The sequence below is a fragment of the Pseudoalteromonas agarivorans genome, from assembly GCF_024518735.1.
GTDB lineage: Bacteria > Pseudomonadota > Gammaproteobacteria > Enterobacterales > Alteromonadaceae > Pseudoalteromonas > Pseudoalteromonas atlantica.
Genome location: NZ_JANIGJ010000006.1, coordinates 22,125 through 46,087, shown reverse-complemented (window position 1 = coordinate 46,087; position 23,963 = coordinate 22,125). Strand labels below are relative to the sequence as shown.

The 23,963-nt window shown below is 40.9% G+C and carries 18 protein-coding genes; 10 read left to right on the top strand and 8 right to left on the bottom strand.

Features of this window, described 5'->3' with window-relative positions:
* The first annotated feature begins 5 nt into the window (after positions 1–5).
* Complete coding sequence (locus tag NQT65_RS11740) at positions 6–620, top strand: fumarylacetoacetate hydrolase family protein (protein WP_054983503.1); 615 nt, start codon at positions 6–8, stop codon at positions 618–620.
* On the opposite strand, the gene NQT65_RS11735 is transcribed toward NQT65_RS11740, so the two are convergent.
* The 3 genes from NQT65_RS11735 to NQT65_RS11725 form a co-directional block, all read right to left on the bottom strand.
* Positions 577–1,455 carry a hypothetical protein gene (locus NQT65_RS11735; RefSeq protein WP_054983502.1) on the bottom strand — a complete coding sequence of 293 codons (879 nt, stop codon included), beginning with the start codon at positions 1,453–1,455 and terminating at the stop codon, positions 577–579. The genes NQT65_RS11740 and NQT65_RS11735 overlap by 44 nt on opposite strands.
* A gap of 153 nt (positions 1,456–1,608) precedes the next feature.
* The gene (locus tag NQT65_RS11730) at positions 1,609–2,661 is read right to left on the bottom strand and encodes an aldo/keto reductase (RefSeq protein ID WP_256851241.1); all 1,053 of its coding nucleotides are present in this window, start codon (positions 2,659–2,661) and stop codon (positions 1,609–1,611) included.
* A 66-nt stretch (positions 2,662–2,727) separates the two neighbouring features.
* Positions 2,728–3,150: an acyl-CoA thioesterase gene (locus tag NQT65_RS11725; protein WP_004588512.1), complete on the bottom strand. Its 423-nt coding sequence runs from the start codon at positions 3,148–3,150 to the stop codon at positions 2,728–2,730.
* A 475-nt stretch (positions 3,151–3,625) separates the two neighbouring features.
* Here NQT65_RS11725 and dinB point away from each other — a divergent pair, with 475 nt between their 5' ends.
* On the top strand, positions 3,626–4,678 hold the full coding sequence (gene dinB / locus NQT65_RS11720; protein WP_256851240.1) for a DNA polymerase IV: 1,053 nt from the start codon (positions 3,626–3,628) through the stop codon (positions 4,676–4,678).
* Between the two features lie 239 nt (positions 4,679–4,917).
* On the top strand, positions 4,918–6,453 hold the full coding sequence (locus tag NQT65_RS11715; RefSeq protein ID WP_256851239.1) for a M17 family metallopeptidase: 1,536 nt from the start codon (positions 4,918–4,920) through the stop codon (positions 6,451–6,453).
* Positions 6,454–6,510: 57 nt separating this feature from the next.
* Here the strand turns inward: NQT65_RS11715 and NQT65_RS11710 are convergent, their stop codons facing one another.
* Together NQT65_RS11710 and NQT65_RS11705 are read right to left on the bottom strand one after the other, a co-directional pair.
* Complete coding sequence (locus tag NQT65_RS11710) at positions 6,511–8,148, bottom strand: methyl-accepting chemotaxis protein (RefSeq protein WP_256851238.1); 1,638 nt, start codon at positions 8,146–8,148, stop codon at positions 6,511–6,513.
* Positions 8,149–8,291: 143 nt separating this feature from the next.
* Positions 8,292–10,517 carry a S9 family peptidase gene (locus NQT65_RS11705; RefSeq protein WP_004586850.1) on the bottom strand — a complete coding sequence of 742 codons (2,226 nt, stop codon included), beginning with the start codon at positions 10,515–10,517 and terminating at the stop codon, positions 8,292–8,294.
* 112 nt (positions 10,518–10,629) lie between these two features.
* Between NQT65_RS11705 and NQT65_RS11700 the strand changes: the two genes are divergently transcribed.
* Positions 10,630–11,034: an HIT domain-containing protein gene (locus NQT65_RS11700; RefSeq protein WP_004586851.1), complete on the top strand. Its 405-nt coding sequence runs from the start codon at positions 10,630–10,632 to the stop codon at positions 11,032–11,034.
* Between the two features lie 44 nt (positions 11,035–11,078).
* Here NQT65_RS11700 and NQT65_RS11695 read toward each other — a convergent pair whose 3' ends face one another.
* On the bottom strand, positions 11,079–12,779 hold the full coding sequence (locus NQT65_RS11695) for a DUF8614 domain-containing protein (RefSeq protein ID WP_256851237.1): 1,701 nt from the start codon (positions 12,777–12,779) through the stop codon (positions 11,079–11,081).
* 275 nt (positions 12,780–13,054) lie between these two features.
* Here NQT65_RS11695 and NQT65_RS11690 point away from each other — a divergent pair, with 275 nt between their 5' ends.
* Positions 13,055–13,894, top strand: coding sequence for an HDOD domain-containing protein (locus NQT65_RS11690; RefSeq protein WP_096740057.1), 840 nt, complete (start codon positions 13,055–13,057; stop codon positions 13,892–13,894).
* Positions 13,895–13,976: 82 nt separating this feature from the next.
* Here NQT65_RS11690 and rdgC read toward each other — a convergent pair whose 3' ends face one another.
* Positions 13,977–14,885 (bottom strand): recombination-associated protein RdgC, encoded by a 909-nt coding sequence (gene rdgC / locus NQT65_RS11685; RefSeq protein ID WP_004586854.1) that lies wholly within the window; start codon positions 14,883–14,885, stop codon positions 13,977–13,979.
* 83 nt (positions 14,886–14,968) lie between these two features.
* Positions 14,969–16,726, bottom strand: a complete 1,758-nt coding sequence (locus NQT65_RS11680; RefSeq protein WP_126006111.1) for an ATP-binding protein — start codon at positions 16,724–16,726, stop codon at positions 14,969–14,971.
* A gap of 372 nt (positions 16,727–17,098) precedes the next feature.
* On the opposite strand from NQT65_RS11680, the gene NQT65_RS11675 reads away from it, so the two are divergent.
* From NQT65_RS11675 to glyA, 5 genes are all read left to right on the top strand, one after another.
* Positions 17,099–17,467, top strand: a complete 369-nt coding sequence (locus NQT65_RS11675) for a response regulator (protein ID WP_024031682.1) — start codon at positions 17,099–17,101, stop codon at positions 17,465–17,467.
* A gap of 229 nt (positions 17,468–17,696) precedes the next feature.
* Positions 17,697–20,114 (top strand): bifunctional aspartate kinase/homoserine dehydrogenase I, encoded by a 2,418-nt coding sequence (thrA, locus tag NQT65_RS11670; RefSeq protein ID WP_138684370.1) that lies wholly within the window; start codon positions 17,697–17,699, stop codon positions 20,112–20,114.
* A 9-nt stretch (positions 20,115–20,123) separates the two neighbouring features.
* On the top strand, positions 20,124–21,059 hold the full coding sequence (thrB, locus tag NQT65_RS11665) for a homoserine kinase (protein ID WP_256851236.1): 936 nt from the start codon (positions 20,124–20,126) through the stop codon (positions 21,057–21,059).
* A gap of 11 nt (positions 21,060–21,070) precedes the next feature.
* Complete coding sequence (gene thrC, locus NQT65_RS11660) at positions 21,071–22,354, top strand: threonine synthase (protein ID WP_256851235.1); 1,284 nt, start codon at positions 21,071–21,073, stop codon at positions 22,352–22,354.
* A gap of 270 nt (positions 22,355–22,624) precedes the next feature.
* A complete protein-coding gene (glyA, locus tag NQT65_RS11655; RefSeq protein ID WP_024031685.1) occupies positions 22,625–23,881 on the top strand; it encodes a serine hydroxymethyltransferase in 1,257 nt (418 codons plus the stop codon).
* Positions 23,882–23,963: the final 82 nt, after the last annotated feature.

Here is a 23,963-nt window from a genome sequence, read left to right as displayed (position 1 = left end):
ATTTTATGCAGTCGATAAAACTAGAAAGTGAGATATTAACACCCTCTAAAGTAGTATGCGTTGGGCGTAATTACACCGCGCATATTGCCGAGCTTAATAATGAGCTACCAGATCAAATGGTATTGTTTAATAAACCGAACAGTGCGCTTTCGTCTACCTTATTTGCTACGCACAATAACGACACACTGCACTATGAAACCGAGCTGTGTTTTGTTATTAAAAATAATGAGTTGGCAGGCGTAGGTTTAGGGTTGGATTTAACTAAACGTACCGTGCAAAGTAAGCTTAAAAATAAAGGGTTACCGTGGGAGCGCGCCAAGGCGTTTAACGGCTCGGTATTATTAACGCCCTTTGTCGCTATAGCGGATGCTGAGCAGGCGTTTACGTTTGAGCTTAAAATTAACGATAACGTTATTCAACAAGGCGATACGCAATTTATGATACACAAGCCTAAAGATATTTTAAGTGAAATTAATGAGTTTATGCACTTAGAAAATGGCGATGTAATAATGACAGGAACGCCTGCAGGCGTAGGGGAAGTGCCTGCAAACAGCGTATTTACAGTAAGCTTGTATGCTAATTCGACCTGCTTGTTATCGCAAAGTTGGCAGGCACAATAGGATTAAGTATTTGCTGTTGGTAATGCTTAGTAAACTGCGGAAAACTTTGCTCTAACCAAAAGCGCTGACTATTTATATAAGCAGGCGATTGTAATACCTGCTTATGTAGCGCTTTATTTATTTTATTAAGCGCCTTGGTAGCAAAATCATTCGGTGCTCTTACTGCACACCCTATAGCCCCTAAAACAAACTCTCTAGGGTCTTCTTCAATTGGTAAACTGACTATATTTTTAAACTTACTGTGGTTGACAAAATAATCCCTCATAAACGGGTAGTCTATTGTGTAATCTAAAAAGCCGCGACTCAAGCGAGCAATAACAGCTTGGCTTTCATTTTCGCTGCTCCAGCTTAGCGATGCTTTATGATACACCGTGGTGTTTTCGATTATTTTATTAATTTTTGAAGTAAACTTGCGCGCCGCGGCTTGACCATACACATATTGCTCGTCTGACAATAAATGAATAAGTTTAATAGGGCTGCCATACTTAGCGTGTATTTCTGGAGCAAGTTTTTGAGTGGTTAAAACCGAAAAAGGCGGGTAAACCGTGGTGGGGGTAGAAAACTGTAACACCCCATTGGCCGTTTTTTTATGAATAACACACGGAAAGCATACATTATCGCCTTCATTTAAGTGCTTATTAATTCGCTCTTGCGGCACGATTAGTCGTGTGTGTTTTACATCATCAATGCTGTTAATTAGTTGCTCGGTGAGGTTGTCGCAAATACCACCTTGCGGCGCATGCGAATCTTTATCCATATGAAAGGGGGGCGTGTAACTTTGTAGCCATACAATTTCTTTAATTGGGTGAGTATTGTCAGCGTACCCGTAACGCATTAAACCACCTAGGACACCAAAGAATAAAATTACATTTCTAAGCATAACTCACTAAAAATAATCCATTTAAGTTAACTTTAGTATAGTTTTACTTTGTATATGTTCAAATGTAAGAGAGAAAAAGGCAGTAAAAAAACTGCCTATTATTTTGGTTTAATATGGCTGCGGGTAATCTTTAAAAATAGTGCCAATTTCAGTTAGAGTGTCGTCGCTTAAAGTTATGCTAAAAGCGTCAATGTCTTCTTTTAATTGGGCGATGCTGGTCGCACCAATAATTGACGAGGTAACGCCATCGACTTGATTACACCAAGCAAGAGCCAATTGGGCTGGGGTTATGCCGCTTGCATGTGCAAGCTCTACATAACGCTGCGTGGCTTTTTGCGCGTTAGGGGTATCTCTAAAAATGCCATTGCGCTGCATAAATGTCCAACGCGAGCCCGCTGGGCGTGCGCCGTTTAGGTATTTACCCGTTAGCAGGCCAGCAGCAAGCGGCGACCAAGGTAAATAAGCAATGTCTTCATGGATACACTGCTCAATTAAATAGGGCCAATCTTTAGCGTGCGCCAGGCTAAACTCGTTCTGAATAGACACCATACGCGGTAAGTTATGCGCTTTTGCTAAATTTAAAAATTGGCTAATGCCCCATGGGGTGTCATCTGAAAGGCCACAATATTTTATTTTTCCGGCTTTAACACACTCATTAAGGCCCTCTAAAATATCAAGCATACCCGCTTGTTGTTGCTCAGTATCTACGTCACTAAAAGTGAGTTTACCTGGCCACTGCCTGCCAAAATGTGGGGTAGAGCGATTAGGCCAATGCAATTGGTATAAATCTATGTAGTCGGTTTGTAGGCGTTTAAGTGAGTTATCTACGGCCTCAATGACAGCGCTGCGTGTTATATCGCCGCCATCTCGTACCCACGACAAGCCATTGCCTGCAATTTTACTCGCCAATACAATATCGCTGCGCTTTTGCGCATTACGACTTAGCCAGTTACCTATAATTTGCTCTGTTTTACCGTAGGTCTCTGGTGAAGGAGGAACGGCATACATTTCGGCAGTATCTATAAAATTAACGCCTTGTGCCAAGGCATAAGCTATTTGCTCATCGGCGTCTTGCTGGGTATTTTGTTTACCCCAAGTCATGCTGCCTAAGCATACTCTAGAAACATCAACACCGCTGCTGCCTAACGGACTGTATTGCATTTAAAATCCTTAAATTATGTAAGATCTTGAGAGTGGATAATTAATACCAATTCGCAATAAACCTACTTAAGCGAATTGATGTAGTGCCGATAGTAATGGCTCTGAAATCGCCGCTTTTTGTCCTGTTTTAAAGTCAAACATAACAACTTGAGAATAGCCTGTGGTAGTAATAGCTTGCTGAGCATGGCTAAATACAGAGTAATTCATCATAAAACGGTCGCTTTTTATATCTGAAATAGTAATACCTACGGTTAAGGTATCTGGGAAGGTCACTGGACGTTTATAGCGAATATTGTTTTCACTAATGACTGGGCCTATTCCACCTGGTTTTATCGTATCAAACTGATTTATTTTATTTAGAAAATCGATACGCGCAATTTCAAAATAACGCAAGTACACCACGTTGTTAACATGTTGTAGGGCGTCCATATCGGCCCATGCTACGGTGATATCGGTATGAATAGGGTGCTGATCTTTGAACCTTTGCATGTATGTGTACTCTTAGTTTTAAATGAATGAGGTTATCAATATGGTGTTTGTAGCTCAAGACAATAAATGCCATGTTTTTTTATAAGATGATTGTACCTATTTATTTTTAGGACTACAGTTAAATAACACAGACAACACACACACGAGAACACACATGCAAAATATAATTAATTGGGCTTTAGCCAGTTTAGTTTTTATAGCGTCTTTTGCTTGCTATGCAATGGGTAATGCCTCCGGCGGCATAATGCTTTTAGCTGCGGGGTTTTTATTGGAGTTTGTTTTTTGGCTACATTGCTTTAAAAAATCAAAGCGCTTTAAGCAGCCGTTTTAAAAAAGCGGTTTAAAGCTTGCGCGGTTTAACGCGCTACACCTAGTAGCGCTTTAACTTTAGCAAGCTAAACAGGCTTTAATGGACTTGCTTAATGAAAGTGAATCCTTAATAATGGCTGTATAAATAAACAGTTGTTATGTGGTAATGAAAAAGTTTATTCATATCGACATGGACTGCTTTTATGCAGCGGTTGAAATGCGCGATAACCCCAAACTTGCCAGTGTGCCTTTAGCGATTGGTGGCAATAGCCGTCGTGGTGTGCTCTCTACAGCAAATTATATAGCGCGCGAATATGGTGTTCGCTCGGCTATGTCTAACTACCACGCTAAGCAATTATGCCCCGATTTAGTTATTGTGCCTGGGCGCATGGCGGTTTATAAAGAAATTTCTAACCAAATACGCGCTGTATTTAAACGCTACACCGACCAAATAGAGCCGCTGTCGCTTGATGAAGCTTACCTCGATGTAACCAACAGCACCGCATGCAAAGGCAGCGCAACGCTTATTGCTCAGCAAATTAGAGCAGATATTTATAACGATACCAGCCTTACTGCCTCTGCCGGAGTTGCCCCCATTAAGTTTATTGCCAAAATAGCCAGTGACGAAAATAAACCCAATGGCCAATTTGTGGTTTTGCCGGATGAAGTTGATGCGTTTTTAAATAATTTACCGCTGGGTAAAATCCCTGGTGTGGGCAAAGTAACCCTCGAAAAGCTTAATTTAAAGGGGTTATACACAGGTAAAGACGTTCGCGAGAAAGGCGTTAATTGGATGCAGCAGCATGTGGGGAATTTTGGTGTATCGCTTTATCAAAAATGTGCTGGCGAATATATTGGTAAAGTAACCACTGAGCGAGTGCGTAAATCGCTTAGTGTTGAACACACCTATGAATACAATAAAAATAGCTTACAAGAATGTTTAGATCAGTTACCTAAATTACTGGAAGAGCTAACAGCGCGTCTTAATAAGCAACAGCTACAAAACCGTATTAATAAGCTAAGCGTAAAAGTGAAGTTTGCAAACTTTGTTGTTACCTCAGCGGATCAAGCTCATCATCAATTAAATACTGCTATTTTTACTGAATTACTCTCTAAGGCGTATCAACGGGGTATGCAGCAACCGGTTCGCTTATTAGGTATTGGGGTAGGTGTTAAAAATGAACCTAATTTAAATTTGCAACTGAGTATTCTTGATTAACTACACGCTTTTTTGCAATTTAGAGTGCTTTAGCAAAGTAATTTAAACGTGGTATAAGCAGGGGCTGCCTTTACTAAAAACTATATAGTGGTTGTTAATTTCTTCTTAAAACATGGAGTCACTTTAGTTTGCTGTAAAACCAAGTTGCCAGATTAAAATGAGCTGATCGCAGTTGGCTGGTTTTGTGTTTTTATATCAACGATAATAGCCCCTTATGTTTTCTAACAGGAGTTTTACTTATGGCATATCCTCAAGCGATAGCTGCACAATCACTTAGTGCAAGCTTTGACTCATTTTCTCACGATGCACTTATTATAATTAGTGATGACTTTTCTCAATTAGCCAATAACTCATTAAGTGATGCTATCGAATCACACGCTAAAGTAGATTCTCGTATTGGTAAACAAGTTACGTTTTTAGTGGTTGATAATGTACGCGTTGTTTTAGCACCTACGGGGCCGCTTAACCGCGATTACGATGATGTAAGACGCTACTTTGATGCCGCTAAGCTAGCGATTAACGAAGCAAAAGCCGCGGGTAGTGTAAACCCTGCTATTTACTTACCAAAATTACATACAGATGCGCGTTACCAGCATGCATTAGAAGTGGCGTATTTAGGCGCATGCCAAGCCTTATGGCAACCTTTAGAGGCGCGCGAATACCACGGCGAAAGCATTGAGCCTATTACGCAAATAGGTTTAATAGATGCAAATGAGCAAACAGTTAAAGCAGTAAATGCAATTGCAGCAGGGCAATATGCGGCACGTGATTTATGCGGTACTGAGCCTGAACGTATGGCGCCACCACGCTTTGCCGATTACTGTGTTGAGCTTTTTAAAGGCTCTAAAGTAGCGGTTGATGTGATTGACGATATTAACACTATAGATAAAAACTACCCTATGCTTAGCACCGTTGCTCGCGCATCTTATGCGGTTGAGCGCCACCACCCACGTGTTGTTAAGCTAGAATACGTGCCAGAAGGTGAAGTAACGCGCACGCTAATGTTTGTTGGTAAAGGACTAGTTTACGATACCGGCGGCGCCGATTTAAAAGTAGGCGGTTACATGGCGGGTATGAGCCGTGATAAAGGCGGGGCTGCATCCGTTGCGGGCTTTATGAAAGCCGTGGCAGATTACCAACCTAGAGGCGTTAAAGTTATTTCTTACTTAGCTGTGGTCCGTAATTCAATTGGCTCTGATTGTTTTGTACCAGATGAAATTATCACTAGCCGTGAAGGCGTACGTGTACGCATTGGTAACACCGATGCAGAAGGGCGTTTAGCTATGGGTGACCTACTTAGCGAAATGAAAGATGTCGCCAAAGGCGAAGTTAACCCAACATTATTCACCGTGGCAACCCTTACAGGCCATGCGGCACGTGCTATGGGCCCTTACGGAGCATATGTTGAAAACGGACCTGCACGTAGCGCTAATATCTCTCGTCAAATAGCGGATTGTGGTGATTTATGGGCAGATGCAGCTGAGGTTTCTCGCTCTCGCCGTGAAGATTACGACTTTATCAAACCGCGTACCCTCGCTGATGATGTTTTATCAAGCAATAATGCGGCCTCTGCTGTTACAGCCCGTGGGCATCAATTCCCTATGGCGTTTTTAGCCGTTGTTGGTGGGCTTGATAAACACGGTAACGACTCTGAGCAGCCGCTTCCTTATGTACATATGGACATTGCTGGTAGTGGTGTTGAAGGCGGTGATTGGCAGCACGGCAAGCCAACCGCAGCATCAGTAACCAGCTTATTTGCACGCTACTGTTTGTAAGCTAAAAACGTAGATGCAATAAAAAAGCCCTGTTAATTCAGGGCTTTTATTTTTTAATTATTTTAATTTAAAGCGATTAACCACGCTCGAAAGCCCTTGGCTACTTTGTTTGAGGTTATCGCTGGCATCGGTAAGTTGCTTTGTATTATTTAGTGATTGCTCTGTTGATTGAGATAGCTCGTTAATACGTAAATTAACCTCGTCAGCGGCTTGTGTTTGCTGCTCGGTGGCACGGGCTATTTGGCTGTTCATGTCGGTAATTATAGATACCAGCCTTTCTATTTCATTGAGCGATGTATCGGCAGATGAAACCTGCTCTACCGTCGTCACCGACAGTGCTTGGCTTGATTTTACCGCCTCTACAGCCGCTTTAGCGCCTTCTTGTAATTTAGTGATCATGGCTTGAATTTCATCTGTGCTTTGCCCGGTTCTGCTGGCTAATGTGCGCACTTCATCGGCAACAACTGCAAACCCTCTGCCGTGCTCGCCTGCACGAGCCGCCTCTATAGCAGCGTTGAGTGCAAGTAAGTTTGTTTGCTCCGATATACTTCTGATCACATCAAGCACAGAGCCTATATTGTTACTTTCGGTTGCTAAATCTTCAGTTACTTGGCTCACTGTTTCTATATTACTTGAGAGTGTTTCTATGGCGGTAATGGTATTCGCTACCACGTTTTTACCGGTTGAGGCATTGTGCGCTGCATCATTGGCTGCTTGTTCTGCGGCGTCGGCATTGCGACTCACATCATGAATTTGGTGCGTCATTTGCTCCATGGCGGCGGCTACTTGTGTGGAGCTGTCGTTTTGTAGCTCAATGAAGGAGTGGCTTGTTCTACTTGACTCATCCACCGTGTGAGCGTGTCTGCTTACATCATCAGCACTGTGCGATACATGTACTAACGACTCGCGCATTTTTAAAACAAATAAATTAAAAGAGCGTGACAGCTCTGATATTTCATCATTGCCCGATTCGCTTAGCGTACGTGTTAAGTCACCTTCACCTTGCGATATGTTTTTCATCATGTCTGCGGCAAGACGAGTAGGCGTGAGTATACTTTTACCAATAAAGTAACTTAATAAAATGACAGCAATAATCATAACTAGGGCGCTAATTATGATGAGGTTACGCTGCTCGCTAAATGCTTCATCTATTGAATCTAGGTATACGCCTGAGCCAATAATCCATTGCCACGGGCTAAAACCTTTTACAAATGCTACTTTATCTACCGGCTGATCTTTTCCTGGTTTTGGCCATTTATAAGGTATAAAACCTTCTTTTTGTTGTTTTACAATGTTCACCATTTCTACAAAAAGTGCTTTGCCGTCGGGGTCTTTATTATTACTTAAGTCTTTACCGTTAAGCGCAGGCTTTATTGGGTGCATTACCATTTTGGGCTGGTAGTTGTTTACCCAAAAGTAATTTGTTTTGTCATAGCGCAGCGCTTTTATAGCGGCCAGTGCTTGTGATTGAGCCTGCGCTTGTGTGAGTGTATTGTTTTGTTCAAGCTGGTGGTAATGCTCAATAACACTGTATGCCGTTTCTACTACATTTTGGGTTTTTAGATATTGCTCGTTTTTGAGTGAGCTATATTGATGAGTTAGGCTAGATATACTAAGTACTATTAGGCCAAATACAACAATGGCTATTAACAGTAAAAAACGTTGAAAAATACTGAAACTACGTAGGTTAAGCATTAATTTGTCCTCAATTAGTGTACGCCTTAGCGCATAGAATAAGCGTAGCTAAAAAAAGCGTTTAATCTAGGCTCACTAACTTATTAAGACAAAAAAAAGGCTGATTTTTCAATCAGCCTTTAGTCTATTTAGTCGTCATCTGATTATTTAACATCAAAATGTCGATTAAAGAAGTTTGTAATGGTTTGGTGTAAATGTGTTTGCACCTGTTTACCGCGTAAGCTGTGTTTTGAGCCTGGGTAGGTCATCATTTCAAACTGTTTTTCGTTATCTTGTAGTTGTTTAAATAATTTAGTGGCGTGGGTAAATAACACGTTGTCATCGGCCATGCCATGGTAAATCATTAACGGGCCTTTTAAGCCATCAGCGTATGGGAATACGGCGCTGTCTTCGTAGCCTTTGGCATTGGTTTTTGGATGACCAAGGTAGCGCTCAGTGTAATGGGTGTCGTAAAGTGCCCAGTCGGTAACTGGTGCACCCGATACACCGGCTTGAAAGTAATCGCCCGCTTTAAACATGGTCATTAGGGCCATGTATCCGCCATAACTGTGGCCATAAATACCAATGCGTTGTGGGTCTACGTAATCAAGCGTGCGTAAAAACTCAACGCCTTTAATTTGATCAGCTACTTCTACAACACCTAAGTGTTTGTAAATAGCGTCTTCAAACTTTTTACCACGGTTGTATGAGCCTCGGTTATCGAGCTGAAAAATAACATAGCCTTGTTGCGCCATGTATTGAAAGTACAAGTTTTTGCTGCGCCAGCTATTTGTTACGCGTTGTGCATGCGGGCCGCCGTATACATTAACAATTACTGGGTGCTTTTTACCGTCTGCAATATTACTTGGTTTAAACAAGCGGTAATGCATTACTTGGCCATCTTCAGCTTTAATTGTGCCGTACTCTGGAGTTGCTAAATCACTTAAATAAGGTGTTAATGGGTGGCTATCATCAAGCTTATTTTGTTCAAGCCATGTGATAAATTCGCCATTTACTTTACGTAGTGCCGCCGAGTTAGGCTTGTTTACCGATGAGCTATTATCAATAAACGTTTTGCTGTCTTTAGCCATTACCACTTTGTGGTATTGGCCTTGTTCGGTGATGCGCTTAATATTGCCTTTTTTAAACAGTGGTGCGCTGTATAAATGGCTTTCAAGCGGGGTGTCTTTACGTCCTGCAAAATACACTATGCCTTTTTTCTCATCTACGCCTTTTAAGCTATCAACAACCCAGTCTCCTGAGGTGATTTGTCGAATTAGCTGGCCGTTAGTGCGGTACAAATAAAGGTGTTTAAAACCATCGCGCTCAGAAGCCCATACAAAATGCTTTTTGTCTTTTAAGAAATGCAGATCAAAGTTTAAATTGATCCACGTATCGCTGTTTTCTGTTAACGCTACTTTTTGCGTTTTAGTATCGCTATTGTAAAAGCGTAGTTCTAACTTATGTTGTGAGCGATTTTGCCATTGATACGAAAGGGTTGTGCTGTCTTTTAGCCACTTAGCACGTGCAATGTAAATATCTTTATCGTCGCCTAAATCAACCCAGTCAACGTTTTGATTATTTAAAGACACAACGCCCAGTTGTATTTCAACGTTGTCGGTGCCTGTAAATGGGTAACGTTGATTAAATAGCTTTACTTCGTCTGCATAAATTTCGTTACGGATGGCTTCTTTTACTGGGGTTTCATCTACGCGAGTGAATGCAATTTTAGATTCATCGCCAGCCCACCAGTAGCCAGTCATCCGGCTCATTTCTTCTTGTGCTACAAATTCGGCCATGCCGTTTTTAATAACGCCACCGCCATCTTTGCTCAGTTGTATTTCTTTACCTGAATCAAGTGCTAAAGCGTAAAGGTTTTGCTCGCGAATAAACGATACATAGTTACCTTTAGGAGAAAAACGGGCATCGGTTTCAAACGCTTCTGTATTGGTAAGTTTTTTACTTTTACCAGATGCAAGCTCGTAATAATACAGGTCACCATTGAGTGGGAATAACAGGGCTTTGCCGTCTTTAGACCATTTATACTCTAAAATACCTTTACCAAAAATACGTTGGCGTTCGCGGCGTGCTTTTTCCTCATCAGAGAGGTTTTCTGGGCCTGAAAATAGCTTTGCAGAATCAACCAGTATTCTGTTGGTGTTATCTTTTAAGTTGTATTCCCATAAATCATAACGGTTGTAGTCATCGGTTTTACCTTGCAGGTAAGTTACGCGGCTACCGTCTGGTGAAAACTTAAGTTGTACGGGAGCTTTACCCGACAAGCTCGGATCATCAAAAATACGCTCTAGCGATAATGGTTTTGCTTGTACGCTTAGTGCGCCAACAGCTAGCGGTAGTGCGAGGGTTAAGTGTTTTATTTTTTTTAGCACAAGGTTGCCTTAGCTTATTATAAATATTGTATTAAATGGTAAAGCTAAGCGTGTGCAACTGCAAATAAATGCTATAAAGTGGCCATTATTAAAGACTAACTAGGATGTGACGATGACGAACCACACTTTTGAACTCGCCCCAGAGCTTAAGCGCGATTGTATAGAACTGGCAGATTGGCCTTTATGTAAGGTGCTATTACTTAACGACAGCCAATACCCTTGGTTTGTATTGGTGCCCAGAAAACCTAATTTAAAAGAGATCATCGATTTATCTGATGCCGATCAAATTGTATATTTAAAAGAGTCGGCCAAACTCAGCAAGCTTATTATGCAAGTGTTTAGCCCTGATAAATTAAACGTGGCCGCTTTGGGTAATATGGTGCCGCAATTACATATTCATCATATTGCACGTTTTACAACTGATGCTGCGTGGCCTGCACCGGTGTGGGGTAAGTTTCCTGCAAAACCATACACAGATGAGCAAATAATAGCGCTAAAAAAAGCGCTGCAGTTATAAACTACAGCGCTTTATTAAAGTATTACAAAGTATTACGTGTTGGGTTAGTTAAGGCCTAACACGTCTTTACCTTGTTTAAAGGTTACATCAACCGGAATATTTGCTTGGCTTAGTTTTTCTAAGTCTTTAGCCAGCTCTTCTTTAATATCGCCATGAGTGGCAATTAGTTGATCTACTTTTTCGTAATCGCCGTCACCTTGTAATGTTAAAATTAAGCGCGACAGCTTAGCCATAGCCACGCCCATTTTTTCCATATTTACACGGTATAAGCCCTCTTCATTTTTAGAAAAAGCGCCTTCTTGTGCAAAAAAGTTAAAGCGGATCATGTTGGCTTTACCATGTGCGCTTGATGCACCAAAACGTACTGAGCGGAAAATACCCGCCATAAAGGTGGTGTAGTAATCTTCTAATGTGCCTTCGGTAATTTCGCCTTTTTTAAGTAACTGCTCAACCATGTATAAACCTAAAATATCGGCTTTACCTTCTTCAAGTGCACTTGCGTGCTCTTGTAATGATTGGCGCACAGTGCCTTTATTTGTAATGGTGTTTTTAATACCTAGGCCATGAGCCACTTCGTGAAACATGGTATTGGCAAAAAAGGCGTTAAAGGTAATATGCTTACGTTGCTCAGGTACAATTAACTGCTCAGCAATTGGCACTAAAATTTTATCAAATTTTGCACGCATTGCGTTTTTAAGCTGCAGGCGACGAGTGCCTTTTTCAAGCTGTACTTGCTCATCGTTTGGTAAGTTAATGGCAATCGTTTTACTGCCCGCATTTGAGTGACCTGCATAGTAAACCACATCGTAAGCATTTAAATCGGCGTCTGAGCCTGGCACTTCTTGCTTATATTTAGCATCTACCGGTAGACCTTTTTGAAGCTCTGGTAAAAAGGCTGCAAATTTAGCTAGGCGCTCGCTCCATTTTAAATCTTTAATTAGTACATACGACTCATAAGCAGAGCGGTAGCCAAAGAGTTGATCTTCGTAGGTTTCAATTGGGCCAATAACCACATCAACGGGGTTATTTTTCATGTCCATCCAGGCAAAATCAGAACCCTGAAAATCATCTTTTTGTAGTGCATCAGCACGTAGGTTTAAGTAATTGGCAAATTCTTTATCATCGGCAAGCTTACTGGCTTCACGTAATAAATCTGCTGCTTTAGCTAACTCCTCAGCGTATTCTTTTGAGTAAGGCACGCTGTAAAGGTTACCTTGCTCATCACGTTTAATTAATGAGTAAAGGCCTTTTTTATCTTCTACGTCGGCGTTATTTAGCTCTTCTTTTGTTATGTCGGCTGGGTAGAATTGTGCGCCAAGGGCTTTTTCTTTGTAGCCTGATAAAAACGGTTCGTCACCATTTAAACGATCCCAAGGGCCGTAGTTAATATCAGCAAATTTACGTACTTTTTCATCACTTAGCTTTGCTAAAAAAGCGTCTTTATTATCGCCAAAAGCCTGCTTCCAAAATAGCTCGTCCATAATTTTAGAGGCATCGATAAGCTTAGCAACCATGGCTTTTTGATTCTCACTTAAATGAGATAGGTCGGCTTCTAGGCTAAAGTCGGTGTAAATTTCTAAACGTTGTTTATAAATATTAATTAAATCTGGGCCAGCTTGCGCGGCACTTTTTTGAGCAAGTTCTACACCTGTGGCTTCGGTCGAAGAGGGGGCTTGCTCTGAGCATGCACTAAGAAAAACGACGCCTGAGAGTAAAATTGCTTGGCTAATTTTGTTTAAGATCATTTGATTGCCTGTTAAAAAAGTAAGTTTAATTATTTGTACGCTTAAATTTAATTGCTAGCGCGTACAAACGTTTCCTTATAGTGACTGCATTAAAGCAAAACTAAATGGTAAATAGCAAGTGTTTGGCGGTGTACCGCGCCTACAGGCGATAATAACAATTAATTTATATAATTTTCTTAACTTTATCGGTAAGTTAGATAATACTCATTGTATTACTCATTTTATCCGAGGTTAGCAGTTGCATTGCGGCCCAGAAACAAAAGGATGACAGTTCTATGTCTACAGAAAATGCACTATTAACGATTTTGGTTGATAGAATCAATAACGACACTTTGGTTTTACCTACGTTACCTGAAGTTGCAATTAAAGTGCGCCAAGCGGCCGATAACCCTGATGTAAACCTAATGCAAATGTCAGATGTGATTGGGCAAGACCCGGCTCTTTCAGCGCGAATGATTAAAGTGGCTAACAGTGCAATTATGGGCCGAGCGGTGAAAGTGTCTAACTTACAGCAAGCGGTTACGCGCATTGGTTTACGCCAAATTAAAAATATAGCAACTGCAATGGCAATGGAGCAGCTGTTTGTTTCTAATAATGAGCTAATAAAAGGCTACATGAGTAAAGCGTGGCAAAAAACGCTAAATGTGGCGGGGCACTCAATAACGCTTATGGCGTTTTATTTACAAAATAATAAACGTACATCGTTAAATAGTGACTCTATTACGTTGGCGTCGTTGGTATATAACATTGGTGTACTGCCTATTTTAACCGAAGCTGAGCGCCACCCAGAGGTGTTTGCTAACCCAAGCTTTTTAGCGCATGCAATTCAAAAGCTCAGTGGTAAAATTGGTGGTTCAATTATGGGAGCGTGGGAGTTTCCACCTGAATTTGTAAATGTGGCTAGACATTGGGCCGACCCTACGTATCGCCCTGAAGAGATTGGGTATGTTGATTTTATTCGTATTGGCGCTATTTTAGAGGGGACTTTACAGGTTTCTGATAAATCAGCGGCTTTACAAACCTACATAGATAAAGGCGTTATTCCTTCTATGCAGCTATTTTCAAGTGACGAATACAACGACATGCTTGAAAATGTAAAAGACACATTTAGCTAATTAGTAGTTATAAAGGTAAAAGCAAAAAGCACGACTAAGTCGTGCTTTTTTTGATTTTAATAGCGCTTATAATTTTAGCGTTTTATAAATCTTCTGCATCACCTAAACCGGCCGTCAGCTCTTCAAGCAGTAGCTTGATTTCTTCTGAGGCTAAAATAAAGTCAGCATCTAATTTAACTGCCATATCTTCTTTAGGAATATCGGCGTTTTCTTCTTTTAAAGTTTCTGAGTAGCTTAAACGCTTGATAGAGCCATCGTTTTGCAGCATAAACTTCAGGCGTTCTTGCCAATCAAGTGCAAGTTTGGTCACGCGTTTACCATTTTCTAGGTGCGATTTAACTTCATCACACGATAAATCATGACCTTTTAATTTAACCTGCGCGCCACTGTCATCGGCTTCTTCTAGCTCAGCATCAAAACCTATAGCAAAGTTTTCTGGGGTGCTGAAGTTAGTTAACCAATCAGTTAAAAATACATCTAGGTCGTAGTTTGCAAAAGCAGGTACTACCGGTAATGTGCCCAGAGACTTACGCAGCAATGCAAGTAGCTCTTCTGCTTTATTAAAACTGCCGCTGTTTACTACAACCCAGCCGTTTTCTTGGTCAATAAAAGCAAACTGTAGGCTCGATTTTTTAAACGCTTGAGGTAATAAGGTAGTTAAAATGTTTTCTTTTAACTCGTCTTTTTCTTTCTTTTTAACAGGACGGTTTTCTTCCGCCTCTATTTGATCTACTTTTTCGGCAACCATTTCATTAACAACAGATGCAGGCAGCACTTTTTCTTCACGTTTGGCACACACTAAAATGCTTTTTTGTGAAAAATGCGCCAGCGAGTCACCATGCTTACCAAATGCTTTTGTCCAACCAAATGTAGAAAGGTCTTGAGAGCCACAAGGGCGAAATACATCTTGTTCTAACGCTTTTTCAAACTCTTCTTGAGTGTACGAAACATCTTGCTTAAAGCGATAACAAATCAGGTTACTAAACCACATAAGGTAACTTTTCCATCTTTTAAATTTGCTCAATCATAGCAATAAAATGGGGTTCTCGAAATGGCTGATTTTAAGCAAAGCCGTTATTGATTAAATAATGGCTTTGGCATGTTTTTAGGAAACTCAATATGGTAATGAAGCCCTTTGCCAGGCTCACTGCTTGCCTCTATTGAGCCGCTCAGTGTTTGCTTAACTAAGTTAAAGGTTATGTGTGTGCCTAACCCACTGCCGCCTTGGTCGCGTTTTGTAGTAAAAAATGGGTCAAACAATTTGGCTAATTGCTCTTTCGTTACGCCATTACCGTTATCGGTGTAGTCAATAATAAGGAGTGTGTCATCGGCGTTAATATTTATATCAATATTGCCCTGCGCAATATTATCAAAACCATGAATAATTGAGTTCATAATTAAGTTGGTAAAAATTTGGCTAATTGCCCCTGCAGGCAGATTAAGAACTAAATCATCCGGACACTGTAAATTTATGGTGTGCTTGGTTTTTTTAAGTTTAGGGTGGAGCGATAAAATTACTTCGTTTAAATAATCTTTAAAGTTAATTGTTCTTACAGCTTCACTGGCTTGGTCTACCGCTATTTGTTTAAAGCTGGCAATAAGCTCAGAGGCTCTATCAAGGTTGGTTGTAAGCAAGGTCGTGCTTTGCTTGGCTTCGTTTATAAACTCTTCTAATGCTTTGGGCGATAAGGTTTTTTCTTTGTAGGCATTTTCTAACGTGTTTAAACGCTCTTGTAAAAAAGATATAGCAGTTACACCAATCCCAATAGGTGTATTTATGTCGTGTGTAATACCGGCGACTAATCCGCCTAGTGCAGCCATTTTTTCGGTGCCTACTAAGCGCTCTTGAGCAAGGCTTAGCTCGTCTAGGTAGCGTTCAAGCTCTTTTTGTTTAGTTAATAATTCTTCTTCGGTATGTCTGCGTAAATCAACTTCTTCGGTTAGTACCAGCTTTTGTTTTTCTAGTTCGTACTTTTGCTGTTGTAAATCCATCATAGCTTGGCTTAAGTTTGACGTTTTACGGGCAACATCTTGTTCAAGCTGTATATTGTGCTGGTCGAGCTTTTCGTTACTAACAATCAACTCACGTTGGGTATGCTCAAGCTCTTTTCTGTATTGAACTACTTTATCTATTAAGTTATTAAAAGACTGCTCCATAACGTTTAGCTCGTTATGCTCTTCGGTCTCAATGTCTATGTGTTGACCTTCTAAGTCATCAAGCTCTAAGTTTTCTATTTGATCGGTTAACTCGTTTAAAGGGTCGGTGAGCAGCTTTCTAAATGCCATTAAAAACAGAATGATCAAAAAGGTGGTTTTGATCATGGCGTTACCAATTAAAAAGTAAATAGATACCATTATTCGGCTAAATACCACATCGCGGCTAGAGAACAAGGTCACATCACCTACTTGAGTAGCGCGTCCCGAAAATTCAAAAATTAGGGGAAAGGTATAACCAAAGAGACCCGATTTGGTGTCCTCTATAATGACTTCCTCTTGTACGAGTTGTTGGTTATAAAGTTTGTGTATATCCAAAGAGCGCCCCAGCTGCGAAATAATTTCACCGCTGTCGTCGCGCACTATAATGCCCTCCACCATAGGTATAGCAAGTAAGCCTTCTGCGGTTGTAATTGTTTGCTTTGTATTTAGTTCCCAAATTGCGCGTGTTAAGCTTCGGCTAAAGGTTTTTTGTAGCGTACTTAGCTCATCACGAATGTAGTCTTTAGTATTTACAAATTCTGCAAGCACCTGTCCACATGTCACCACAAAGGTAAGCAAAAAATACACTGATAAAACATTAGTTAACAATTTCTTAGAAAGGCTTTTTTGTAACATATGGGATTTACTCATCCGGTGTAATTATATCTAAGTTGCAATTTCTAACTTAAAAGTTAGTCAATAAAACCTTAAAAATAAATAAAAAATTTATATTTTAAAGAGATAGCCCAGCTATTGAGTCGTTTTGTTTTAATAATAGTGCATTAAACTGATTTAAATTAATTTTAATGGCTACTGAGATTTCAAAAACGATGATTTTTAATAGGCAGCTAAGGCAATTATTAATAATGTTTGACGTTTTATTGTAAGGTTACAGTATTACATTATGCGAACAAGCAAAGTGTTAGAGTTTTAGGAACGTGTTAGAATAGCAAAAACCAACGGACGGCTCGTTTTTATAATTTTTAGAAGGTTATTTTAGTAGTTAACATGATGAAATTTTCTATATTAGTGTGTGATGACTCCACTGTTGCACGCAAACAAGTTGTGCGTTGTTTAAATGAGTGCGTGAGTGCCGACATTCAACAAGCCGCAAACGGGGCCGATGCGTTGGCGCTTTTACGCTTGCAGCAATTTGATCTTTTGTGTTTAGACTTAACCATGCCAGAAGTTGACGGCGTACAAGTGCTGGAGCGCATTAAGGCAGAAAAAATAGAGTGTTTTGTACTAGTGATCTCCGCTGATATACAACAACAAATGAAGCAAAAAGTCGCGCAGCTTGGTGCTATCGACTTTATAAATAAACCTATTAATAAATCGGCTTTAAGTGAAGTTTTGCATAAATTTGGCATTCATTAGGTTTTTTCATGTTCAAAAAGGCTGTTTTATCTTTTAATTTGGGGTTGACAGCATAGCCTTTGTTAAGGCAGTCTTAGCTCTATGAAAACAAATAATCGCGCACTGACCATTATTATTACAACCACCATTCTTACTGGATAGTGGCATAGGTCGGTGCAACAAATTTAAAGGCCTGTGTTCACTAAGAACACAGGCCTTTTTTCGTTTTATGGGATGAGGAACATAAATAATGCGCGTTTTAAAATTTGGAGGCTCTTCGCTTGCCGACTTTGCCTGTTTGCAACAAGTAGCTTTGCTGGTAAAAGCACAGTTAAAAGATGAAATGTTACTGGTACTTTCTGCACCCGGAGGTATGACTGATTCATTAGTTGCGCTGGCCAGTGCCGCTGAGCAAGGTCAAGATTTTTCTCAGCAATGGCAATCTTTACTAAGCCGATGCGAGACATTAAAAGCAGAAGTAGAAAAAAGCAGTGGCGAAGTAACAAACTGGCCAGATTTTAATGAGCTTAAAAATAAGCTAGATGGTGTGGCGCTTATTAAGTGTTGCCCAGATCAAATTCGTGCTTTTGTAATTAGTTTTGGTGAGCGTGTTAGCGTATCGCTAATGCAAAGTTTATTAAGCTCGCACAATGCACAATACCTTGAAGCAACGCGTTGTGTTGCCTCTACTGGTGGCTACATTGATGCTGAGGCCGACTTAGTAACGAGTAAAGCACGCTTTCAAGCAGTACTTAAAGAAAACCCAGCCACCATTTACATTATGCCAGGCTTTACAGCAAGCAACGAGCAAGGCGAACTTACTACACTTGGTCGTAATGGCTCTGATTACTCGGCAGCTATTGCAGCGGCGTGTTTAGATGCTGAAATTTGCCAAATTTGGACTGATGTTGATGGTGTGTACAGTGCTGATCCGCGCTACATCAAAAAAGCAACTAAAGTTGATTTCTTATCTTATAAAGAAGCGATGGAGCTTTCTTACTTTGGCGCTAAAGTACTTCATCCTAAAACCATTCTACCGTGCGCGAAAGCGGGCGTACCGTGCGAAATTAAAAATACCCATAACCCAGATGCTCAGGGGTCATTAATTGGTAACGACTATTCATCTGATGAGCCAGTAAAAGCGCTTTCTAGCTTGCAAGACTTAGCAATGCTTACCGTGTCAGGCCCTGGCATGAAAGGTAAAGTGGGCATGGCCTCTAAGGTGTTTAATGCTCTTGCGCACGATAACGTATCGATAGTATTAATTACTCAATCATCGTGTGAATTTAGCATTAGCTTTTGTGTGCACGAAAGCGATTTAGCGCTCGCGCTAGAAGCCTTGCAAAGTGCATTTGAACTTGAATTACAAGCAGGCTTAATTGAGCCGGTACAAGTACAACGTAACCTTGCCATTGTCACTTTAGTGGGCGATAACATGCGCGCACACAAAGGTTTAGCAGCACAGTTTTTTGCTTCTCTTGCACAGGCCCAAGTAAACATTGTAGCCATTGCACAGGATTCTACAGAAAGTGCTATTTCGGCGGTTATTGATGGCGAGCTGTGTAACGATGCAGTGAAAATATGCCATGAAAACTTTTTTACGCACGTCCCTTCAATTGACGTATTTTTACTTGGCTGTGGCTTAGTAGGCCAAGAGCTTATTTCTCAGTTAGAGCGCCAGCAAGCGTGGCTTGAAAAACGTAATATTAAGTTAAACCTATATGGCGTTGCCAATTCTCGTCAATTGCATTTAGACAGCGAAGGTATTGCATTTGATGACTGGCAGCAAAAGCTTACAGCATCAGAGCAAGCGTTTGATTTAAATTTAGTTGAGCAGTTTGTAAAACAAAATCACTTAGTAAACCCCGTGCTTGTAGATTGTACGTCTTCTGATGCGCTAGCAGCTCAGTATGTGGATTTTTTAAATGCGGGCTTCCATGTGGTTGCCGCTAATAAAAAAGCAACAACCAGCTCGTATGATTATTACCAAGACTTAATTGCAGCAACACAAAAAAATAATCGCAAGTTTTTATACGAAACAAACGTAGGTGCAGGCTTACCGGTAATCGATAACCTACAGTCGTTATTTGGTGCAGGTGATGAGTTACTTGAGTTTAGCGGTATTTTATCAGGCTCACTGTCGTACATGTTTGGTGCACTAGAAGATGGTTTATCACTTTCTGAGGCAACCATTAAAGCAAAAGAAAGCGGTTTTACAGAGCCAGACCCACGTGATGATTTATCGGGTACCGATGTAGCACGTAAATTACTTATTATTGCTCGCGAAGCCGGCATGAAATTAGAGCTTAGCGATATTGAAGTTGAGTCGGTATTACCACAAGGTTTTGCACAAGGCGACAGCGTAAATGAATTTATGGCTAAACTGCCAAGTTTAGACGCTGAGTTTAACGACCGTATTCAAAGTGCGGCAGCAGAGGGCAAGGTACTGCGTTATGTAGGTACAATTAAAGAAGGTCACTGTAAAGTAGGTATTGAAGCGGTCGATTCATCGCATGCATTAAATGTAATTCGTGATGGTGAAAACGCATTAGCTATTTTAAGCCAATATTATCAACCACGCCCGTTTGTAATTCGTGGCTACGGTGCAGGCTCTGCGGTAACCGCTGCAGGCGTATTTGCCGACGTATTAAAAACATTATCGCGCTAGGAGAGCATTATGATAGAAGTATATGCTCCGGCGTCTATAGGTAATTTTGCAGTGGGCTTTGATGCACTTGGTGCAGCGCTTGCGCCTATTGATGGCAGCTTATTAGGTGATGTAGCCGTAGTAAGCGCCGCAGCAAGTGATGAGTTTGTTTGCTCTGGCGAATATGCGCATAAGTTACCAAGCGATGCGAGCGAAAACCTAGCATATCAATGTTTAGTGCATTTTAGAGCGCACGTTGCGCCAGATATGCCAAGTGTAAAATTAGAGCTTAAAAAGAATTTACCAATTGGCTCAGGGCTAGGTTCGAGTGCGTGCTCGGTGGTAGCAACCTTTGCTGCGCTTGATAAGTTTGCTCAAACCAATTTAAGCCAAGTTGAGCTGATTGAATTAATGGCTGATTTTGAAGCGATAGTCAGTGGCGGGCGTCATTATGACAATATCACCCCGTGTTATTTAGGGGGCTTACAGCTTACAGGCGATTTAATTCCTGATAAGTCAATTGCGCTACCAGTTGATGAAAACTGGTACTACGTAGCGGCGTTTCCTGGGTTTTCGCTTAATACCGCAAAGGCACGCTCGGTATTACCTAAAGAGCTAAGTATGCACGCAGGGGTTGAGTTTGCACAGCGTTTATCGGCATTTAGCAGTTTGTTATTAACGCAGCGTTTTGATGATGCACTGAGCATTATGCAAGACGATATAGCAGAGCCTTACCGAGCGCCATTAATAACAGGGTTTAGCGAAGCGAAAGCAAATTTGCCAGCGCTTGGTGCAGAAATTGTCAGTATTTCAGGTGCAGGCCCTACGTTATTTACAGTGTGTAAAACATTAGAAGCTGCTGAAAAATGTGCGCGGTGGTTAGCGCAAAACTATATAAATGAGCAGGGCTTTTGCCACATTTGTAAATTAGATAACGACGGCACGCGTCAATTAACAGTTTTATAGGATAGGCATTTATGCAATTACATAATTTAAAAGAAGATTCTCAAAAGGTGTCGTTTGTTGAAGCGGTAAAAACAGGGCTTGGGCGTAATCAGGGGGTATTTTTCCCTGAAAGCTTAGCGCCACTCGCCGATGTAGATGCGTTATTAGATATGGACTTTGTTACCCGCAGTAGCAAAATTTTATCGCACCTTATTGGCGATGAATTACCCGCTGATACCGTTGCTCAAATGGTTAAAAATGCGTTTAACTTCCCCGTAAAATTGGTAGAAGTTGAAGACAATAACTATTGTTTAGAGCTTTTTCATGGCCCTACGCTTGCGTTTAAAGACTTTGGCGGGCGCTTTATGGCTGAGTGTTTAGCACAGTTTAATCAAGGCGAAAAAGTCACGATTTTAACGGCAACCTCAGGCGATACTGGCGCTGCTGTTGCACATGCGTTTTACAACAAGCCAAACATAGATGTGGTTATTCTATACCCTAAAGGCAAAATTTCGCTTGCTCAGCAAAAGCTATTTACTACGCTTGGGAACAACATTCATTGTTACGCGGTTGATGGCAGTTTTGATGATTGCCAAGAGCTGGTTAAAAAGTCGTTTTTAGATGACGAAGTTAAATCTACACTTGGCCTTAATTCAGCTAACTCAATCAACATTAGCCGCCTAGTGGCACAAGTATGTTATTACTTTGAAGCCATTGCTCAGCTACCAAAAGAAAAGCGTGCTACAGCGCATATTTCAGTCCCTAGTGGTAACTTTGGTAATGTATGTGCCGCCATGATTGGTGCTGTAATTGGTTTGCCGGTGGGTAAACTAAGCGCGACTACAAATCAAAACGACACCGTGCCACGTTACATGCTTGATAAAAATTGGGCGCCAAATGCCACACTTGAGTCGCTTTCAAATGCGATGGATGTAAGCAAGCCAAATAACTGGCCACGTGTGCAAACAATGTTAGATAATAACTGGTTTAGCTACGATAATTTTTACTCAACCAGCGTGAGCGAAGAAAATACGCAAGCAGTGATGAAAAATATTCAACAAACTGGTTATGTTGCAGAGCCGCATACCGCCATTGCGTACCAAGGTCTTGTAGAGAATAAAGCACCCGGCGCAGCAGGTATCTTTTTAGCAACTGCTCACCCTGCTAAGTTTAAAGAAAGCGTAGAAGAGATTCTAAATATTGAACTTGATATGCCAAAACCACTTAGCGACGCACTTGCTAAACCTTGTTTAGCAAGCGACATTAACCCTGATTATGAAGCGTTACGCACTGAAATACTCGCTAAGTTAGGCTAACTAACTTAGCGTTAAAAAAGCGGCTTTGGCCGCTTTTTTTGTATTTTGAACGCGCTAAATAAAGTATTTATCATTAACTAATTAAATGTAAAAAATAAAAGTCATTTAAATTATTAATGCATTTATAAAAAAATATCATCTTAAAAACGCTGTGAAATAGATTCAATCCCTGTTTAAATATCCTCAACTTAAGAGCGTAGGCAAAGAGTCGTTTAAAGCGTACAATAAAGCCTCTAAAAAACACCATACACGTTGCCCTAGGAGACCCCAATGTTAGAACGTAGCATGAATATTTCGGATTTTGATCCAGAGTTATTTGACGCGATAAACAAAGAAACTGCTCGCCAAGAAGAGCACATTGAATTAATCGCATCAGAAAACTACTGTAGCCCACGCGTACTAGAAGCACAGGGTTCACAGCTTACAAACAAATACGCAGAAGGTTACCCGGGCAAACGTTACTATGGCGGTTGTGAGCACGTAGACGTTGTTGAACAACTTGCAATTGATCGTGCTAACGAGCTATTTGGTTCTGACTATGCAAACGTTCAGCCACATGCGGGTTCTCAAGCAAATGCAGCTGTTTTCTTAGCATTATTAGAAGCGGGCGACACTGTACTTGGTATGAGCTTAGCTCATGGTGGTCACTTAACGCACGGTTCACACGTAAGCTTCTCAGGTAAGCTATACAATGCAATCCAGTACGGGCTAGACGAAGCAACTGGCGAAATTGACTACGCACAGGTAGAAGCGCTAGCACTTGAGCACAAACCAAAAATGATTATTGGTGGTTTTTCTGCGTACTCAGGTATTGTTGATTGGGCTAAATTCCGTGAGATTGCTGATAAAGTAGGTGCTTACTTATTCGTTGATATGGCTCACGTTGCTGGTTTAATTGCGGCGGGTGTTTACCCAAGCCCAGTACCTCACGCGCATGTTGTAACAACAACAACACACAAAACATTAGCAGGCCCTCGTGGTGGTTTAATTATTTCTGCTTGTGGCGACGAAGCAATTTACAAAAAGCTTAACAGCGCTGTGTTCCCAGGTGGCCAAGGTGGTCCTTTATGTCACATTATTGCTGCAAAAGCAGTGGCATTTAAAGAAGCTCTACAACCAGAATTTAAAACATACCAAGCACAAGTAGTTAAAAATGCTCAAGCTATGGTTGCTGTTATGCAAGAGCGCGGTTACAAAATCGTATCTGATAAAACAGAAAACCACTTATTCTTACTTGATTTAATCGATAAAGATATCACAGGTAAAGATGCAGACGCAGCGCTTGGCAATGCAAACATTACTGTGAACAAAAACTCTGTACCAAACGATCCTCGCTCACCGTTTGTTACTTCTGGTTTACGTATTGGTTCACCTGCAATTACACGTCGTGGCTTTAAAGAAGCTGAATCGAAAGAACTTGCTGGCTGGATTTGTGACGTATTAGACAACATCAATGATGAGTCAGTACAAGCGCAAGTTAAAGAAAAAGTTAAAGCAATTTGTGCAAAACTACCTGTATACGCTTAATTGCATAAGCAGCAGTAATTTAGATCACAACAAGGGGCCTGTTTACCTTTCGAGGTTTAATTTGCAGTAGTATGTTTGGTTT

What these genes read in the sequence shown, in the direction of transcription:
- thrC (WP_256851235.1), top strand. Translation starts at nt 21,071, where the DNA reads ATGCAATTACATAATTTAAAAGAAGATTCTCAAAAGGTGTCGTTTGTT.
- NQT65_RS11730 (WP_256851241.1), bottom strand. Translation starts at nt 2,661, where the DNA reads ATGCAATACAGTCCGTTAGGCAGCAGCGGTGTTGATGTTTCTAGAGTA.
- NQT65_RS11710 (WP_256851238.1), bottom strand. Translation starts at nt 8,148, where the DNA reads ATGCTTAACCTACGTAGTTTCAGTATTTTTCAACGTTTTTTACTGTTA.
- NQT65_RS11675 (WP_024031682.1), top strand. Translation starts at nt 17,099, where the DNA reads ATGATGAAATTTTCTATATTAGTGTGTGATGACTCCACTGTTGCACGC.
- glyA (WP_024031685.1), top strand. Translation starts at nt 22,625, where the DNA reads ATGTTAGAACGTAGCATGAATATTTCGGATTTTGATCCAGAGTTATTT.
- NQT65_RS11725 (WP_004588512.1), bottom strand. Translation starts at nt 3,150, where the DNA reads ATGCAAAGGTTCAAAGATCAGCACCCTATTCATACCGATATCACCGTA.
- NQT65_RS11680 (WP_126006111.1), bottom strand. Translation starts at nt 16,726, where the DNA reads ATGTTACAAAAAAGCCTTTCTAAGAAATTGTTAACTAATGTTTTATCA.
- NQT65_RS11735 (WP_054983502.1), bottom strand. Translation starts at nt 1,455, where the DNA reads ATGCGTTACGGGTACGCTGACAATACTCACCCAATTAAAGAAATTGTA.
- thrB (WP_256851236.1), top strand. Translation starts at nt 20,124, where the DNA reads ATGATAGAAGTATATGCTCCGGCGTCTATAGGTAATTTTGCAGTGGGC.
- rdgC (WP_004586854.1), bottom strand. Translation starts at nt 14,885, where the DNA reads ATGTGGTTTAGTAACCTGATTTGTTATCGCTTTAAGCAAGATGTTTCG.
- NQT65_RS11690 (WP_096740057.1), top strand. Translation starts at nt 13,055, where the DNA reads ATGTCTACAGAAAATGCACTATTAACGATTTTGGTTGATAGAATCAAT.
- NQT65_RS11700 (WP_004586851.1), top strand. Translation starts at nt 10,630, where the DNA reads ATGACGAACCACACTTTTGAACTCGCCCCAGAGCTTAAGCGCGATTGT.
- NQT65_RS11695 (WP_256851237.1), bottom strand. Translation starts at nt 12,779, where the DNA reads ATGATCTTAAACAAAATTAGCCAAGCAATTTTACTCTCAGGCGTCGTT.
- thrA (WP_138684370.1), top strand. Translation starts at nt 17,697, where the DNA reads ATGCGCGTTTTAAAATTTGGAGGCTCTTCGCTTGCCGACTTTGCCTGT.
- NQT65_RS11740 (WP_054983503.1), top strand. Translation starts at nt 6, where the DNA reads ATGCAGTCGATAAAACTAGAAAGTGAGATATTAACACCCTCTAAAGTA.
- dinB (WP_256851240.1), top strand. Translation starts at nt 3,626, where the DNA reads ATGAAAAAGTTTATTCATATCGACATGGACTGCTTTTATGCAGCGGTT.
- NQT65_RS11715 (WP_256851239.1), top strand. Translation starts at nt 4,918, where the DNA reads ATGGCATATCCTCAAGCGATAGCTGCACAATCACTTAGTGCAAGCTTT.